At 41.0% G+C, this 17,046-nt stretch carries 12 protein-coding genes and 2 tRNA genes; 8 read left to right on the forward strand and 6 right to left on the reverse strand.

Annotation, left to right across the window (positions count from 1 at the left end; all coding sequences use genetic code 11):
- Positions 1-31: 31 nt before the first annotated feature.
- On the forward strand, positions 32-2,500 hold the full coding sequence (locus Q0N70_RS04545; protein ID WP_294014300.1) for a glycosyl transferase: 2,469 nt from the start codon (positions 32-34) through the stop codon (positions 2,498-2,500).
- Between the two features lie 70 nt (positions 2,501-2,570).
- On the opposite strand, the gene Q0N70_RS04550 is transcribed toward Q0N70_RS04545, so the two are convergent.
- Entirely contained in the window at positions 2,571-3,599 is a 1,029-nt protein-coding gene (locus Q0N70_RS04550; RefSeq protein ID WP_294014302.1) for a LacI family DNA-binding transcriptional regulator, read from the reverse strand.
- Positions 3,600-3,944: 345 nt separating this feature from the next.
- Here Q0N70_RS04550 and Q0N70_RS04555 point away from each other — a divergent pair, with 345 nt between their 5' ends.
- The 3 genes from Q0N70_RS04555 to Q0N70_RS04565 all read left to right on the forward strand — a co-directional run bounded on the left by Q0N70_RS04555 (position 3,945) and on the right by Q0N70_RS04565 (position 8,435).
- Complete coding sequence (locus Q0N70_RS04555) at positions 3,945-5,120, forward strand: substrate-binding domain-containing protein (RefSeq protein WP_294014407.1); 1,176 nt, start codon at positions 3,945-3,947, stop codon at positions 5,118-5,120.
- Positions 5,121-5,241: 121 nt separating this feature from the next.
- Positions 5,242-6,735, forward strand: a complete 1,494-nt coding sequence (locus tag Q0N70_RS04560) for a sugar ABC transporter ATP-binding protein (RefSeq protein ID WP_013701548.1) — start codon at positions 5,242-5,244, stop codon at positions 6,733-6,735.
- Between the two features lie 17 nt (positions 6,736-6,752).
- The gene (locus Q0N70_RS04565) at positions 6,753-8,435 is read left to right on the forward strand and encodes a galactoside ABC transporter permease (protein ID WP_294014304.1); all 1,683 of its coding nucleotides are present in this window, start codon (positions 6,753-6,755) and stop codon (positions 8,433-8,435) included.
- 275 nt (positions 8,436-8,710) lie between these two features.
- On the opposite strand, the gene Q0N70_RS04570 is transcribed toward Q0N70_RS04565, so the two are convergent.
- Both Q0N70_RS04570 and Q0N70_RS04575 read right to left on the reverse strand, forming a co-directional pair.
- A tRNA-Tyr gene (locus tag Q0N70_RS04570) sits at positions 8,711-8,791 on the reverse strand.
- 6 nt (positions 8,792-8,797) lie between these two features.
- Positions 8,798-8,870: transfer RNA gene (locus Q0N70_RS04575), tRNA-Thr, on the reverse strand.
- A 209-nt stretch (positions 8,871-9,079) separates the two neighbouring features.
- Between Q0N70_RS04575 and Q0N70_RS04580 the strand changes: the two genes are divergently transcribed.
- The 4 genes from Q0N70_RS04580 (at position 9,080) to Q0N70_RS04595 (ending at position 14,027) form a co-directional block, all read left to right on the forward strand.
- Entirely contained in the window at positions 9,080-10,285 is a 1,206-nt protein-coding gene (locus tag Q0N70_RS04580; protein ID WP_294014306.1) for a pyridoxal phosphate-dependent aminotransferase, read from the forward strand.
- Positions 10,282-11,763: a glycogen synthase gene (locus Q0N70_RS04585; protein WP_294014307.1), complete on the forward strand. Its 1,482-nt coding sequence runs from the start codon at positions 10,282-10,284 to the stop codon at positions 11,761-11,763. The genes Q0N70_RS04580 and Q0N70_RS04585 overlap by 4 nt, the downstream gene beginning before the upstream one ends.
- 105 nt (positions 11,764-11,868) lie before the next feature.
- Positions 11,869-12,954 (forward strand): tryptophan--tRNA ligase, encoded by a 1,086-nt coding sequence (gene trpS / locus Q0N70_RS04590; RefSeq protein WP_294014309.1) that lies wholly within the window; start codon positions 11,869-11,871, stop codon positions 12,952-12,954.
- 143 nt (positions 12,955-13,097) lie between these two features.
- The gene (locus Q0N70_RS04595; RefSeq protein ID WP_294014311.1) at positions 13,098-14,027 is read left to right on the forward strand and encodes an alpha/beta fold hydrolase; all 930 of its coding nucleotides are present in this window, start codon (positions 13,098-13,100) and stop codon (positions 14,025-14,027) included.
- On the opposite strand, the gene pcnB is transcribed toward Q0N70_RS04595, so the two are convergent.
- From pcnB to Q0N70_RS04610, 3 genes are all read right to left on the reverse strand, one after another.
- On the reverse strand, positions 14,024-15,145 hold the full coding sequence (gene pcnB, locus Q0N70_RS04600; protein WP_294014313.1) for a polynucleotide adenylyltransferase PcnB: 1,122 nt from the start codon (positions 15,143-15,145) through the stop codon (positions 14,024-14,026). The genes Q0N70_RS04595 and pcnB overlap by 4 nt on opposite strands.
- A 74-nt stretch (positions 15,146-15,219) precedes the next feature.
- Complete coding sequence (locus tag Q0N70_RS04605) at positions 15,220-16,083, reverse strand: hypothetical protein (protein ID WP_294014315.1); 864 nt, start codon at positions 16,081-16,083, stop codon at positions 15,220-15,222.
- A 3-nt stretch (positions 16,084-16,086) separates the two neighbouring features.
- Positions 16,087-17,022: an RluA family pseudouridine synthase gene (locus Q0N70_RS04610; protein WP_294014318.1), complete on the reverse strand. Its 936-nt coding sequence runs from the start codon at positions 17,020-17,022 to the stop codon at positions 16,087-16,089.
- Positions 17,023-17,046 lie beyond the last annotated feature (24 nt).

A 17,046-nucleotide genomic window follows, 5' to 3' on the forward strand; every position in this document is an offset into this window, starting at 1 on the left:
AGTTTTAGATTAACTAATAGAAGGAAAAGTTATGAAATTTGGACATTATGATGATGTAAACAGGGAATACGTCATTGAAACTCCACAGACACCTTACCCTTGGATTAACTACCTTGGAAACGAGAAGTTTTTCTCTCTTATTTCCAATACAGCAGGTGGTTATGCCTTTTATACAGACGCCCGTTTGCGCCGCTTGACCCGTTACCGCTACAATGACATTCCGCTTGACTCTAACGGACGCTATTTCTATATCAAGGACGGAGATACAGTTTGGAATCCTGCCTGGCAGCCAACTCAGACTCCTCTTGACAGCTACGAGTGCCGCCACGGATTTGGATATACAAAATTCACTTCTAAGAAAAATGATGTTTCCGCCCAGGTTCTTTGCATGGTTCCTAATGGCGTTAACTGCGAAGTTGAAATGGTTACACTCAAAAACGAAGGAAAGTCTGAAAAAAAACTTTCGCTTGTTTCTTTTATCGAGTGGTGTCTTTACAACGCTTCTGACGACTGCCAGAACTTCCAGAGAAACTTTTCTACCGGCGAAGTTGAAATTGAAGGCAGCGTAATTTATCACAAGACTGAATACCGCGAGCGCCGCAATCATTTTACATTCTATTCTGTAAATGCTCCTGTTGACGGATTTGACACAGACCGCGAGACTTGGCTTGGACTTTACAATCCTCTTTCTAAGCCAAAAACTGTAATGGAAGGAAAAAGCGGAAACTCTGTTGCTGACGGATGGAGCCCGATTGCTTCTCACCGCCTGAATGTTGAGCTTAAAGCCGGCGAAGAAAAAACTTTTGTCTTTGTTCTTGGATATGTTGAAAATGACCAGGACAAAAAGTGGACAACACAGACAAAAGGCGAGCTTCTCCGCACAAATACAGCAAGCGGAATCATCAACAAAGAAAAAGCTTATGCAATTCAGGAAAGATTCAGCACAAAGGAAAAAGTAGAGAAGGAATTCAATATTCTCAAGGAATTCTGGAACGAAATTCTTTCTCACTTTACTCTCAAAACTGGAGACGAAAAGCTTGACCGCATGGCTTTGTGGAATCAGTACCAGTGCGTTGTTACATACAACTTTGCGCGCTCTGCTTCTTACTTTGAAAGCGGAATCGGACGCGGAATGGGCTTCCGTGATACTTCTCAGGATATGCTTGGCGCGGCTCATCAGCTTCCTAACTCAAGAATCCGCGAGCGTCTTTTTGATGTTGCCGCAACTCAGTTTGAGGACGGTTCTGCTTACCATCAGTTCCAGCCGCTTACAAAACGCGGAAATGCGGACATTGGCTCTAACTTTAATGACGATCCGCTTTGGCTTGTGCTTGGCGTTGGACGCTATATTTGTGAAACTGGCGACAAGGATTTCCTTAATGAAATGGTTCCGTTTGACAACAGCGAAACAAACAAAGCCACAATGTATGAGCACCTCAAACGCTCTTACCGCTACATCACAACTCACATGGGACCGCACGGACTTCCGCTTATTGGACGCGCTGACTGGAACGACTGCTTGAACTTGAACTGCTTCAGCATGAATCCAAATGATTCTTTCCAGACTTGCACAAACAAGGAAGGCAAAAACGCTGAATCCGTAATGATTGCGGAAATGTTTGTATATGTAACTCCTGACTATGCTGCGATGTGCCGTCTTCAAGGAGATGAAGCGGAAGCTAAGTTCGCAGAAGAAGCCGCTAAGAAAATGGAAGAGGCGATCTGCACAGCTGGCTGGGACGGAGAATGGTATGTCCGCGCCTACGATGATGCTGGAAACAAGATTGGCTCGCATGAATGCAAAGACGGAAAAATCTTTATTGAGTCGCAGGGATTCGGAACAATGGCAAAAGTCGGAAAAGACAAAGGCTATCCAGAAAAATCTCTTGACAGCGTAAAGAAATATCTTGATTCAAAGTACGGAATCGTAATCTGCTGGCCTGCATATCAGGATTACCACATTGAACTTGGCGAAGTTTCTTCTTATCCGCCTGGATACAAAGAGAACGGAGGAATTTTCTGCCACAACAATCCTTGGGTAATTATCGGTGAAGTTGTAAACGGACGTCCTCAGGATGCGTTCGAGCATTACAAGAAAATTGCTCCGGCTTACGTTGAAGAAATTTCAGACATCCACCGCACAGAGCCTTATGTTTACAGCCAGATGGTTGCAGGAAAAGAAGCCCGCCGCGAGGGTGAGGCAAAGAATTCTTGGCTTACAGGAACTGCCGCTTGGAACTTTGTTGCTTTGAGCCAGTATCTTTGCGGACTTCGCCCAAGCTATGAAGGACTTGTTGTGGAGCCTCGTCTTCCAGAGCACGTAAAGACAGCTGAAATGACACGCAAATTCCGCGGAGTTGAATACATAATCAGTGTAAAGAACAACAAGAACGACGGAGATGTAAAAGTTGAAGTTGTTTCTGGCGGAAAAGCAAACGGAACTACAGTTGTTGCCGACAATGGCGCAAAGCAGGTTAAAGTTTCTGTAACTGTAGGCTGATTAGTCTTAATGTAAAAATGCCTTTTAGCTATATGCCGTGTATTGACTGCACGGTGTATAGCTTTTTTTATTATGATTTTATGGGATTGTATTCGCCGGCGTTTTCCTTGAAAATCACATCGATAGGAACGAAAATTCTCTGCGGAATTTCTTGAAGAAGAACTTTGCTCTTGAAAATTTCGTTCACGCTTGTGTAGCCTTGGTATTCTGGACGCTGGGAAATCACGCAGTCTATGTTTCCGGTCATAAGGCCGTTTCTATTCTGTTCCTGCATATCGTAGCTTATAAGGGCGACTTTGTTTTTTCTGTTCGTGTAGCTAAGGTACTGTCCGATTATAAAGCCTTCAGTGTGGGTTGCGAATATTCCGTTTATTTCAGGCTCTGATTTGAACAGATTGTCAAGAAAGTTGAAAATTGCTTGGTTTGTGCCGTTTGGACATATTGTTTCTATGACTTGGCAGTTTGTGTCGTGCTTAAAATAATCCGTGAATCCTCTTAGACGTTCCAAAAGGTTGTATGAATCCTTGTAAAACCGGAGCACAGAAAATTTTCCGCTTCCTTTTAGGAGCTTCATTATGTGCCCTGCGCATTGTCCGCCTCTGTACGGATTCTGCGCGATTGTAATAACCGGATTTGCTTTTGGCAGAGGGGAATCTACAAAAATGTAAGGAATTTTTATCTGGCTGAGTATTTCCTCGGCTTCATGCGGAACGATTGGAACTGTTATTAAAGCCTGCAGGTTCTTTTCAAAAAGCCTTTGTGAAGCTTTTGTCATTGAGCCGCATTCAGTTCTGTCAAAATATTCAAATTCAAGCTTTATTCCGAACGTAGAAAGTTCTGATTCCGCTTCTTTCATTCCTTTGAAAATCATTTCCCAGTAGCCGCTTCCAGTGCCGGGCGGTGGCATTAAGACGCCAATAACTAAAGGCTTGTTCTTTTTTAATGTTCGGGCAAGCGGATTCGGCGTGTATCCGTATTTTTCGATTACGGCTTCTACCGCAAGCTTTGTTTTTTCAGATACTTTTCCTCTGTTGTGCAGAACTCTGTCCACTGTTCCGATTGAAACGCCTGATTTTTTTGCTATTTCTGTTATTGTCATAGCCGCCTCTTTTTTTGTCAAAACGTGTTGACGTACACATTTTAGCATTGTTTTTTTCGGGACGCAAATAATTTTCGATTATTTTTTATAAAAAAGTTTTGCCAGTGAAAATCGTAGTAATTTTAAATTTATTTTTGGAACTATAGTATTATTTTTATTTGTTTTTATGTATGAAAATCACTTTTTTCAGGCTGGATTATAACTAAAATTTATAAAAGAATTTGTTTGACAAATAAGCAGAACGGGTTTATATATTGATATAGTGTTAACGAACACATAAAAATTCTGTTTAACTATTTTTTTGGAGGACAAAATATGAAAAAAACAGTTTGTGCTGTGCTTGGCATGGCTTTGATTGGCGGCGCGGTTTTTACCGGATGCTCTAAGACTGGCGGCGATGTTGTAATGAATAAAGACAAGCCGCTTGTTTTCTTTAACAGACAGCCTTCTGATCCTACAACTGGCGAAATTGATATGGCTACAATGAACTGGAACAGCAAGACTTATTATGTTGGCTTTGATGCTGCTGGCGGCGGTGCTGTTCAGGGAAAGCTTATTGCTGACTATCTTGCTTCCGCAGATCCTGCTGTTATTGACCGCAACGGAGACGGAATCCTCGGATATGTTCTTTGCATTGGCGATGTCGGACACAATGACTCTAAGGCTCGTACAGAAGGAATCCGCAAGGCTCTTGGAACTTGGGACGGCTCTACAGATCCTGGAAAAGTAAAAGAAGGTTCTATTTCTGTAGGCGGAAAAACAATGAAAGTTGTTGAGCTTGAAGGAAAGGCGATGACTGGAACTGACGGTTCTACTTGGAATGCAAACGCTGCTACAGAGGCAATGGGCGGCTGGGCTACAAAGTTCGGAAATCAGCTTGATATGGTAGTTTCTAACAACGACGGAATGGCTATGGGCTGTCTTCAGGCTTCAAACTATCCGGCTGGAGTTCCAGTATTCGGATATGACGCAAACGCAGATGCAATCGAAGCAATCGGAGCTGGAAAACTCACAGGAACTGTTTCCCAGAACGTAGATGCTCAGGCAACTGCAACTCTTCAGGTTTTGCGCAACCTTCTTGACGGACTTACAGGCGAAGATGTTTATAAAAAAGGAATTTCAGAGCCGGATTCTTATGGAAACAAGATTTCTGCTCCTGTTCAGTATATTGCTTCAACAAAGGCTTTGCTTGCTGAAAACTCAGGCGTAAACATCGAAAACTGGCAGCAGTACACAGCAGGAAACCGCGATTCAGGCGTAAAGAAATCAGCAGCTCCATCAAAGAAAGTTTTGCTTACAATTTACAACTCAGCGGACAACTTCCTTTCATCTTCTTATCTTCCAGCTTTGCAGTACTATGCTCCTCTATTGAACATTGACCTTACAGTAGTTCAGGGAGATGGACAGAACGAGTCTAGCTGCCTTGACAGATTCACAAATCTTAACAATTACGATGCTTATGCAATCAACATGGTTAAGACAAACTCTGGAAGAGACTACACAGACAAGCTCAAGTACTAATAAAGTTCAACTTTGGGGCTGGATGAAAATTCTAGCCTCACTTTTAAAGGTATTTGATTTTTTTAGATTGCCATGCCCCGAAAAGGCATGGCATTTTTTAAGCAGATGAAAGAGGAGCGTTATGGACGATATAGTTCTGGAAATAAAAAATCTTTCAAAGTCATTTGCAAAGAACAAGGTCCTTGACGGTATAAATCTTACTGTAAAGAAAGGCACTGTTCTGGGGCTTATGGGCGAAAACGGAGCCGGAAAATCCACAATGATGAAATGCCTTTTTGGTATTTATGCAAAGGATGAAGGCTCAATTTCGCTTTTGGGAAAGCCCATAAACTTTAAGAATCCTAAGGAAGCTCTTGAAAATGGAGTCGCAATGGTGCATCAGGAGCTTAATCAGTGCCTTGACCGTACTGTTACAGACAACCTTTTTCTTGGCCGCTATCCAACAAGGGCGGGAATTGTTGACGAAGCTAAGATGCTCAAGGAAGCGAACAGCCTTTTTGCTTCTCTTAGCATGAATGTAAATCCAAAGACCGTTATGCGCACAATGTCTGTTTCCCAAAGACAGATGGTTGAAATTGCAAAGGCGGTTTCTTACGACGCAAAAATAATAGTTCTTGACGAGCCTACATCTTCACTTACAGAGCGTGAGGTCAGCAAGCTTTTTTCCATAGTGGACGACCTTAGAAACAAGGGAGTTTCGTTTGTTTATATTTCGCACAAGATGGATGAAATTTTCCAGATTTGCAATGAAGTCGCTGTTCTTCGGGACGGAAAGATGATTCTTTCAAAGCCTGTCGAATCAACCGACATGAACGAACTTATTTCTGCAATGGTTGGACGCTCTTTGGACAAGCGTTTCCCGGATGTGGACAATGTTCCGGGCGAGGATTTTCTTGAAGTCCGCGGACTTACCACAAAGTACGAGCCTGTTCTTGAAGATATTTCGTTTACGGTAAAGAAAGGTGAAATTTTCGGATTGTACGGACTTGTTGGTGCTGGACGCAGCGAGCTTTTGGAGTCTTTGTTCGGAATCAGAACAATCGCTTCTGGAGAAATTATAATGAACGGAAAAAAGCTTCACTTTAAAAACAGCAAGGATGCTATGGACTATAGTTTTGCGCTTGTTACCGAGGAACGTAAGCTGAACGGAATGTTCGGAAAAGACACAATCCAGTTCAACACAACGATTACAAACCTTGACAGCTACAAGACATTCGGTGTGCTTTCAAACCGTAAGATGCAGGAGGCCGCCAACCGCGAAATAAAAACCATGCATACAAAATGCGTTTCAGCTGATGAGCTTATAAGTTCTCTTAGCGGCGGAAACCAGCAGAAAGTTATAATCGGAAAATGGCTTGAGCGGCAGCCGCAGGTGTTTTTGCTTGACGAGCCTACACGCGGAATTGACGTTGGCGCAAAGTATGAAATCTACCAGCTGATTATAAACATGGCAAAAGAAGGAAAGACAATAATCGTTGTTTCAAGCGAAATGCCTGAAATCTTGGGCATTACAAACAGAATCGCCGTTATGTCTAACCACCGCCTTGCAGGAATTGTAAATACAAAAGAAACGGATCAGGAAGCCTTGCTTAGGCTTTCTGCAAAATACTTATGATTACTAGGAGCAAGCAAATGAACGAAAAAGCATCTGTTGCAGAAATAAAGACTTTGGATGAAGACGAAAAACTCCGCGGATATTCCGAAACTCTGCATAATCTTCGGAAAGATGGAGTGAAAAAAATCGCCGACTTAAAACAGGAAATTTTTTCACTTAAAAAAAGCAAGATGATTGATTCTGCAGAAAAGCAGCGTCTGATTTCAGAAAAAAAAGATGGAATTGAAAAAGCCAAGGAAGTAGCGGCAAAAAACAAGGCGGAAGAAATCCGTGTTGAAAAAGAAGCCGTTGCCTATGCGAACACAATTTCAAAGGAATACATCGCGCAGGTTGTTCTCTCTGAAAATGAATCCATTGCAAAGCATAAGCAGGATTTTGCGCAGGAAGTATTGAAGATAAAATCTGAATCTGCTGAAAAAGAAAGCAAACTGAAGTCTTCTGGAATGGATTCCGCCGCTTTAAAAGAAGAAATCGCGACTCTTAAATATGAAACTAAATCTTCTTTGTTCGATGCAAAAAGCCGCTTGTCTTCCGCAGTTGGAAGATGCAAGGACGCAAAAAATCAGGCTTTTGTAAATCACGTTCAAAAAAACAGAAGCCTTCGCAACGGAAAAAACAAGTTTTCAGAAGACTTTGTGCTTAACTTGAACGACTACATTTACAAGTTCAAGCCTTCAAAGTTTTTCCTTGACAATGGACTTTACCTTGCGATTCTTGTGTTCTTTATAGTCTGCATTATCCTTGCTCCTATTTCTGGAAACGGAAATCTTCTTTCGCTTCCGAACATATTTACAATTCTTGAGCAGTCTTCAACCCGTATGTTCTATGCGCTTGGAGTTGCGGGGCTTATTCTTCTTGCCGGAACAGACTTGAGTGTAGGCCGAATGGTTGCTCTTGGAGCGGTTGTTACAGGTCTTGTGCTTCATCCGGGACAGAATATTGTTACTTTCTTTGGAATGGGACCTTGGGATTTTACTGCGATTCCTATGGCTGTCCGCGTAATAATGGCTTTGTTTTCTTCTGTGTTCCTTTGTGTGCTTTTCAGCGCGTTTGCCGGCGTTTTTTCAGCAAGGCTCAAGATTCATCCGTTTATTTCAACTCTTGCAACTCAGCTTATTATCTACGGACTTTTGTTCTTTGGAACAAGCGGAACTCCAGTCGGCTCGATTGACAGCGGAATCAAGGACGTTTTCGGCGGAAGATGGGTTCTTGGAGTTATAAACGGCGAGCTTGTTACATTCCCGAAGTTGATTATTCCTGCCGCAATTGCAATTGTTGTCGCCTGGTTTATCTGGAACAAGACAACGTTTGGAAAAAATATGTATGCTGTAGGTGGAAACGCAGAAGCTGCAAGTGTAAGCGGAATCAGTGTTTTCAAGGTAACTTTGGGCGTATTCATTATGGCTGGAATTTTCTACGGATTCGGCGCGTTCTTTGAAGCTTTCAAGGCAAACGCCAGCGCAGGAACAGGGCAGGGCTATGAGCTTGATGCTATTGCTGCTTGTGTTGTAGGCGGAATTTCATTTAACGGCGGAATAGGAAAAATTGGCGGCGCAGTTCTTGGTGTTATAATATTCACAAGCCTTACTTACTGCCTTACGTTCCTTGGAATTGACACGAACCTTCAGTTTGTATTCAAAGGATTTATAATTATTGCGGCGGTTGCGCTTGACAGCATAAAGTATCTTAAGCGGAAATAACTGCATATAGCTTTAAAATTATTTTACTCTGAATAACTTTCCTCCAATTTTGCACCTTTGGGGCTTTTAGCTTCAAGGGTGCGTCTTTTTATGATATTGTAATTCCTCAGTTTAAGTGTGGAAACTTTTTTACGATTTGATTTGTTTTGAAGCCTGAATGTTGATTTTATATTTTATTGTCATTATCGGGCTAGACCCGGTAATCTATATTCGACATTTGGAAATATGAATGATTTAAAAATAAAAAAAGACACTAAGAAAACTTAGTGCCTGCTTGGGGAGTGAAGGATTCGAACCTACGAAGGAAAACCAACAGATTTACAGTCTGCCCCCTTTGACCACTCGGGAAACTCCCCGATGAAAGCTGCTTGTAGGACTTGGACCCACGACCCCGAGATTACAAATCACGTGCTCTACCAACTGAGCTAAAGCAGCAGATAATCAACTTGCCATTAATCAAGCTGATGAAAAGACTATATACTATAGCACATTTTGTGTCAATAACTTTAGTTTAAAATTTGCATTTTTTTTTATTTTTTTTAATTCTTGCAATCAACGAATAAAATTTGTTAAATCCATATTTGTGTGGTATAATTTTTTCAATAAAAACAAACAAGCTTTGAGTTATTAGGAGTGCAAGATAAATGCCTGTTTCGCCTTATATAAAGGAAACAATGACTAGCAAAACTGCTGGCGTAATTAGAAAAATGTTTGAGGAAGGCCTTGAACTTAAGAAAAAATACGGAGAAGACAATGTCTTTGACTTCAGCATAGGAAATCCGGATTTAGATCCGCCGGAAGAAATTTTTGAGTGCATAGAAGAGCTTGCAAAAAAGCGTGAAAAAAATTTCCATGGATATATGCCGAATCCTGGCTATCAGTTTGCAAGAGAGGCGATGGCAAAAAAAACGGAATCTGAACAAGGCGTTCCCGTTGACTTTAGCTGTGTTGTAATGTCTGTTGGCGCGGCTGGAGCTTTAAACAGTCTTTTTAAGGCGATTGTTTCTGAAGGCGACAATGTTATAGTTCCTTCTCCATTTTTTACAGAATACAGGCACTATGTCCATAATTACGGCGGAAATTTAATTGAAGTTCCTGCAAAGCCTGATTTTTCGCTTGATGTGGATGCGATTGCCGCCGCTTTAACAGAAAAAACTGCCGCTGTTCTTATAAACAGCCCGAATAATCCGACTGGACGCATTTATTCAAAGGAAGAAATAAAAAAACTTGCCGATGTTTTGGAGCTTCATGCAAAAAAATGCGGAAGAAAACCATATCTTGTGTGCGACGAGCCTTACCGCGCGATTGTTTACGACGGAAACTCTGTTGCCCCTGTTTTTCCGGTTTATGACAGCGCAATTATTGTAACTTCGTTTGCAAAAAATTTAAGTCTTCCGGGTGAAAGAATCGGCTACATTTGTGTAAATCCTGCCTGCCCTGACAAAGATGAAGTTGTCGCCGCTTGTATTTTTACAACAAGAATTTTGGGCTATGTAAACGCTCCGGCTTTTTTTCAGCGTGTGGTTGCAAAAACTTGGAATGTAAAGGTTGACTATTCTCTTTACAAAAAACGCCGCGATATGCTTATGGATGTGCTGGACGAAGCTGGAGTTGAGCATATTGTTCCAGAAGGCGCGTTTTATATGTGGTGCAAGGCTCCAGAATCTTTTGGTGCGGATGATATGGCTTTCTGTGATTACTTAAAGAAATACAATATTCTTTCTGCTCCGGGAAGCGGCTTTGGCGGAAAGGGCTGGATTCGGCTTGCATACTGTGTGAGCGAAAAATCAATTGAAAATTCAAGAAAGCCTTTTGTAAAGGCAATGAAAGATTTGGAGGAAGAAAAATGAAAATTTTAATGGTTACGGCGGAAACAGTTCCTTTTGCAAAGACAGGCGGACTTGCGGACATGGTGAGCGCACTTGCCATTCAGCTTACAAAAATGGGGTATGATGTAAAAATTGTTATGCCGCGCTACTATAAAATCGACAGAAGCAAGCTTGTAAAGCTTGAAGGTCCTATGGCGATTGCCGCTGGAACAGTTGAAACTTGGTCGGCAGTTTACACAACAACAATGCCGGGCTGCGAAAAACTTCCTGTTTATTTTATTGACCACGAGCAGTGCTTTGGAAGAGACGGAGTTTATGGTGTTCCTTCTGAAACTGATTTCCACGACAACCCTTATAGATTTGCTGTTCTTTGCCACGGAGCGTTTCAGCTTTGCCGCAAGCTTGGCTGGTTTCCTGATATAATTCATTGCCACGACTGGTCAACTTGTCTTGCTCCGGTTCTTTTAAAGCATGTTTGCCGTTACTGCGGATTTGAAAAAACTGCGAGCGTTCTTACAATTCACAATCAGGGCTACCAAGGCCAGTATTCAAAAAATTCGTTTCCAGCTCTTGGAATTGACTGGGGGCTTTATTATGGCGCGGGCTTTGAGCATGACGGCGGAATAAATTTCTTGCAGGCTGGAGTTTCTTCTTCAGACATGATAACGACAGTTTCCCCGACTTATGCGCATGAAATTCAGACTGCGGAAGGCGGATTCGGAATGGACGGACTTTTGCGCGCAAGGGCTGATGTTATAAAAGGAATCTTGAACGGCGCAGATTTGCGTCAGTGGAATCCAGAAATCGACAAAAAAATTCCTGCGACTTATTCAGCAAGAAACATGGCAGGAAAAGCAAAGTGCAAGGAAGAGCTTCAGAAAAGAATGGGACTGGAAGTAAATCCTGACATTCCTGTAATTGGAATTGTTACACGCCTTGTAGATCAAAAGGGCATTGCTGAAATTTTTGCTCCGACTTACGGCTCGATTTACCAAATTTGCACGGACATGAAAGTTCAGTTTGCAATTCTTGGCAGCGGTGAAAGCTGGTGCGAAAATGAAATTTGCGCTTTGCAGTCAAAACTTCCGAACCTTAGAGCCTATATTGGATATGACGATGCTTTGAGCCACCTTATTGAAGCCGGAAGCGATTTCTTCCTTATGCCATCAAAGTATGAGCCGTGCGGCTTGAATCAGATTTATTCAATGCTTTATGGAACTTTGCCAATTGTAAGAAAAACTGGCGGACTTGCGGACACTGTTGACAACTACAATCAGCAAACTGGCGAAGGCACAGGATTTGTATTTGAACAGCTTACTCCGCGTGCTATTTATGATACTGTTGGCTGGGCTGTCTGGGCGTACTACAACAAAAAAGACCACATCAAAAAAATGCAGCAAGCCGGAATGAAAAAAACATTTGGCTGGGACGAGGCTGCGGAAAAATATGTTCAGGTTTATAAAGAGGCTTTGGGACGAGGCTGCGGAATAAGACAGTAAATTCTTTGAGCCAGCCAATTGAATTTTTCTCTTGAACTGGCTCTAATTGCTAAACGCCGCGCAATATGATAATCTAAAGCTCACTTTTTTAACTTGAGGAATCAAATGGCAGAAGAAGAATTTGACAGCAACAAGACTTTTTTGGCGTCAGTGGAACGCTCAAAGCAGATAGAAGCAGATATTCAAGTGAATCCGCAGAAATACAGGGTTCTTACTGGCGACCGTCCGACTGGAAATCTTCACATCGGGCATTATTTTGGCTCTTTGCAGAACAGAGTGCGCCTTGCAAAACTTGGCGTGCCTACAATGATTCTTATTGCGGACTATCAGGTTCTTACTGACCATGATGCGTTTGATAAAATCAGCCAGAACACAAAGCAGCTTGTAATCGATTATCTTGCCGCCGGAATTGAGCCTGGTGAAAATGTTATAATTTATCCGCATAGCTACATTCCGGAATGCAACCAGCTTATGCTGCCGTTTATGACTTTGGTGAGCAATGCAGAGCTTTCAAGAAATCCGACTGTAAAAGAAGAAATTGCGAGCGCGGGACTTACAAATGTGAATGCTGGAATGTACACATATCCGATTCATCAGGCGTGCGACATCCTTTTCTGCAAGGGAAATGTTGTTCCTGTTGGAAAAGACCAGCTTCCGCATATTGAGCTTACACGGAATATTGCAAAGGCTTTCAACCGCAAATTCTGCAAGAACCGCGAACCTGTTTTTCCTTTGCCGCAAGCATTGCTTTCAAAAACTCCGAGCATCCTTGGTCTGGACGGAAGCCAGAAAATGAGCAAAAGCCGTGGAAACGCAATTTTCCTCTGCAGCACAGAAGACGAAACTGCTTCGCTTATAAAGAAAGCAAAAACTGATTCTGAGCGCGTTATAACTTATGATCCTGAAAATCGCCCGGAAGTCGCAAATCTTCTTATGCTGATTTCTCTTTGCACAAAAGAAGAACCGGCGGCAATTGCTGAACGGATTGGAGAAAAGGGAAGCGGCGAGCTTAAAAAAGTGCTTGCAGAAGCCTTGAATGAAGAGCTTCGTCCTTTGAGACAAAAACGGGCAGAACTTGAAAAAAATCCTGACTACATAAGGAAGGTTCTTCTTGACGGCGTGGAAAAAGCGCGCGCGATTGCAATAAAAACTTTGGATGAAGTTCGCGAAGCCATGAACATGAAAATTTAACTTTGGTTGCAAAAAAATCCTGCTGCAAAAACGGCAGGATTTATTTTGTAGATTAAAAAAATCTTGTACAAGTTAACTATAAAAATACTAAAAATTTGACGTATTATATTGCATTTTGTATCATATAGAATAGAGGCAAAATAATGAATCTGGAAGTAAAAGAACTTTCCATGTCTGATGGAAATGTAAATTTTGTTTATCATTGGATTCCAGCGGAAACTGAAGCTGTTGTGGTTTTAAGCCACGGAATGGCTGAGCACGCTGCCCGTTATTCTTACTTTGCGGAATTTCTTGCAAAAAATAAAATCGCGCTGATTGCTGAAGATCACAGAGGACACGGAAAAACCGGTCTAAAAGCTCAGTCTGACGGAACTGGAACGCTTGGTTTCCTTTCTGATAAAGACGGGTTCAACCGGGTAACAGAGGATATTCACGAAGAAATTTTGTATGCAAAAAAACTTTTCCCCGGAAAAAAGGTTTTTCTTTTGGGACATAGCTTTGGTTCGTTTATTGCCCAAAATGTAATTGAAAAATATGGAACTGAAATTGACAAGGCTGTTCTTTGCGGAACTGCTGGCCCTAGGCCTTTGACTGTTGCCTTTGCAAATTTTATTGGCGGAATTATAAAGTTTTTTGAAGGTGCAAAAAAGCAAAGCCGCTTTATGAATTTCTTAACGTTCGGACTTTCAAATTCAAAAATAAAAAATCGCCGCACGGAATTTGACTGGCTTTCAAGGGACAAAGATGAAGTTGACCTTTATATAAAAGATGAACTTTGCGGATTTGATGCTACAAATGGATTTTTGTGCGACATATATTCAGGGTTGCGCCAAATTCACAAAAAATGCAATATTTTTAAAATCCCAAAAGAACTGCCGGTTTTTCTTGTTGCTGGAACTGCAGATCCTGTTGGTTCTTACGGAAAGACTGTAAAAAAACTTTTTGACTGCTATAAAAAATCCGGCATGAAAAATGTTTCAATTCGGCTTTACGAAGATGCGCGCCATGAGCTTTTTAACGAAATAAACCGTGAAGAAGTTATGGACGACATTCTGCGGTTTTTGCAAAGTTAGTTTTTCTGCTCGGCTTCCTGCTGAATGTGAAGTCTTCTGGTTCTTTTTGCGCGTTTTGTTTTTACTTGAATTCCTGCGTCCTGCAAAAGTTTTCGCACTGCAAAATCGAGTTCCGTTCTCTGCGGATTTATCGGAAGCACAAAATTCCTGCAGATTGCCCAGGTTCTTTTGTAAAGTTCCGACGCTGAATATTCGCTTTGAACTTCAAGCTTCCAGTCAGTAAGCTGCTCAACAAAATCCTTTAAGAGAAAATAAAGCCGCTCGCCAAGCCTTGAGTCGTGGTTTTGCTTTACGAACTCATCTAATTTTTTTAAATTCTCAAGATATGACTTTGCGAATTTCTTATTTTCAAGAATTAAATTTGAAGCTGCCGGCTGAAGATATTCGTACAAATCTGTTTCCAAAGCGGCATTTACAATTTCAAATGAATGCCCGCCGTTTATTATTTTTAAGAATTCTTCCGTGAGCCTTGAAGGAGAAACTGGCGACAAAAGTGGGGCAGATGTTCTGATTTTCTTTTTTAACTTGTGCGGAAGCTTGCAGCCTGTTGTTGCTCCGTATTTTACAGCTCTTAGCATTCTTACAGGATCTTCTATAAAAATTCTATCAATTGGAATTACAGGTCTTACGATTCTTTTTTTTATGTCTTCAACTCCGCCTACATAGTCAATAATCTGCTGCTTTATAGGATCGTAGTAAAGCGCGTTCAATGTGAAATCCCGGCGCAGCACATCTTCGTCCATAGAGCCGAATGCGTTTCCGATTGAGCCGTCTATAATTGAACGGAATGTGCTGACTTCAAAAATTTTTGTTCCAAAGAAAATATGCACAAGCCTGAACCGCTTTCCGATAATGCGTGAATTCCTGAAAATTTTTTTTATGCGGCTTGGAGTAGCGTCTGTTACAATATCAAAATCCTTTGGCGTTCTGCCTCCAATAAGATCTCTTACAGCTCCTCCGACAATATAAGAGTCAAAACCGTTTTTCTTTAAGCAATCGATGATAAAAATAGCGTCCGGATCTATTGATTCCCGTTTTATGCAATGCTCTTCTTTTGTATAAACAACGGCTTTTTTTACTGGATTTCCTTTTTCATCTGTAGAATATCTAACTAACACAGTGCGACTATTTTAATGTTCAAATGTTTTGAAGTCAATTACCTGAAAATTATTCATTTAAAGCGGAAATATTTTTATTTGTTTACCGTTATTTTGTCTATTATTATGCTGACTTCTTCAATTAAAATTCCTGTGTATTTTTCGATGTTTTCGATTATGTATTGCTGAAGGCTGTGAATTTCACCTGTGAGCTGGCGGCCGAACGGAACATCGATTGTGATTATGAGCCTGTATCCGCGGCTGTCTGTTTTTATTGAAAGTTTTTTTATCCTGATTTCCTGCGAGAATTCGTTTATGCAGTGCATTGCCATCTGGCTGAGCGCGGCTTCTGAAATTTCAATTCTGCCTTTTTTGCTGAACTCTGGAGTTACAATTGATTTTTCCATCACCGAAGTTTCTTTCTTTAAAAATTTGAGTTTGCTTTTGTTTGCAATGTCTCTAAGTGAATTATGGAAAATTTGCGAATAGCTTTTTTTTACTTCAATAGCCGGAACTGGAATTACGTGCTTGCCTTCGATTTGCCTTGAGCGGATTGCCTTTTCAATTTCTTCGCGGTTTGCAATGTCTTCAATTTTGATTATTTTTGACGGCAGTGGAATCTGAAGCCTTGTGGCGATTTTTCCTGCCATTTTTTCACTTGTTCCGATTATGAGAAGTTTTTTGATTTTATTTTTTTGCAGAGCCTTTGCAACATCATCTCGGTGCTGCTTGTCATCAAAAAGCGCAATTCTTACAGCTCCCATGTATGTTTTTTCGTGCTTGGCAGTTTTTCCCGCAAGAATTTTATCGTCCTTTATGAGAAGTCCGTCGTCAATAATTGCTTCGATTCCGTATTTTTGCGCAAGAAGTTTTGCACGGAAACTTTTTCCTGTTCCGCTTTCACCGACAAGCGCGAAAACTGTAAGACCTGTATGCATCATTTTTGAAATAAAATTCATATATTAAATTATAAATTCAGCAGTGGGAATTTTCAAGAAATTTTCTATAAATTTTTTAAATAAAGGCGGAATCTCTGCCTGAATTTCATTTGGAAGCAAAAGAGGATTGCCTTTTGGAAATTCAAGTTTCCTGGCATGAAGAAAAAATCCGCAGCTAGAAAATTCTCCGTCTGGAATTTTTGCTCCGCCATAAAGTTTGTCTCCCAAAAGCGGAAAGCCACGGCTTGCGCAGTGAATTCTAATCTGATGTTTTTTTCCAGTTTCTATTTGGATTTTTGCAAGTGAAATTTCTTTTCCGCAGAATGTTCCTTGCGCAATTTTTTTTACTTTTGTACAGGCTGGTTTTTCTTCAATCGTGTCGCAAATTGCAAGCTCATTTTCCGGGAGAATGTTTTCAACAATTGCAAGATAAGTTTTTTTTATGCTGTGATTTTTTATGTTTTCAGAAAACCATTTTGCGCCTTGCAGACTTTGGGAAAATGCGACAAGTCCTGTTGTGAATTTGTCAATTCTATGAAGCGGTCCCGGCCTGAATGAAAGGGAAGCGGTTTGCGTGTTTTGCGCGACAAAATCAGCGAGGCAGAAACTTGAGTTTTTTGAAGGCTGAACTTCAATTCCGCTTTGCTTGTTTATTATCCATAAGTGCTCATTTTTGAATGCAGTCTGAACTGAAAAAAAATCATGAGCTTTTGTCGTTTCATTTTTTTCAGTTTTATTTTCATTTTCTTTTAGTAAAAAATCTGCTATGAAAATTTTATCTTTGCTTTTGATTCTGTCTTCTGGAGATGATTTTTTGTTGTTCAGCTTTATCAACGTTTTTCTTATGAGCTTGAAAATATTTTCTGGCTGAATTCCTTTTGACTCAAATATGCGTTTTGCAGCCTTGTCCAGCCGTCTTCCGTCATCGTCCTCCTTTGCTTCAAATTCTATAAATTCCATGCTCCGATTATAGAATAATTTATG

It is taken from the genome of uncultured Treponema sp., from assembly GCF_945873775.1.
In the GTDB taxonomy this organism is placed as follows: domain Bacteria; phylum Spirochaetota; class Spirochaetia; order Treponematales; family Treponemataceae; genus Treponema_D.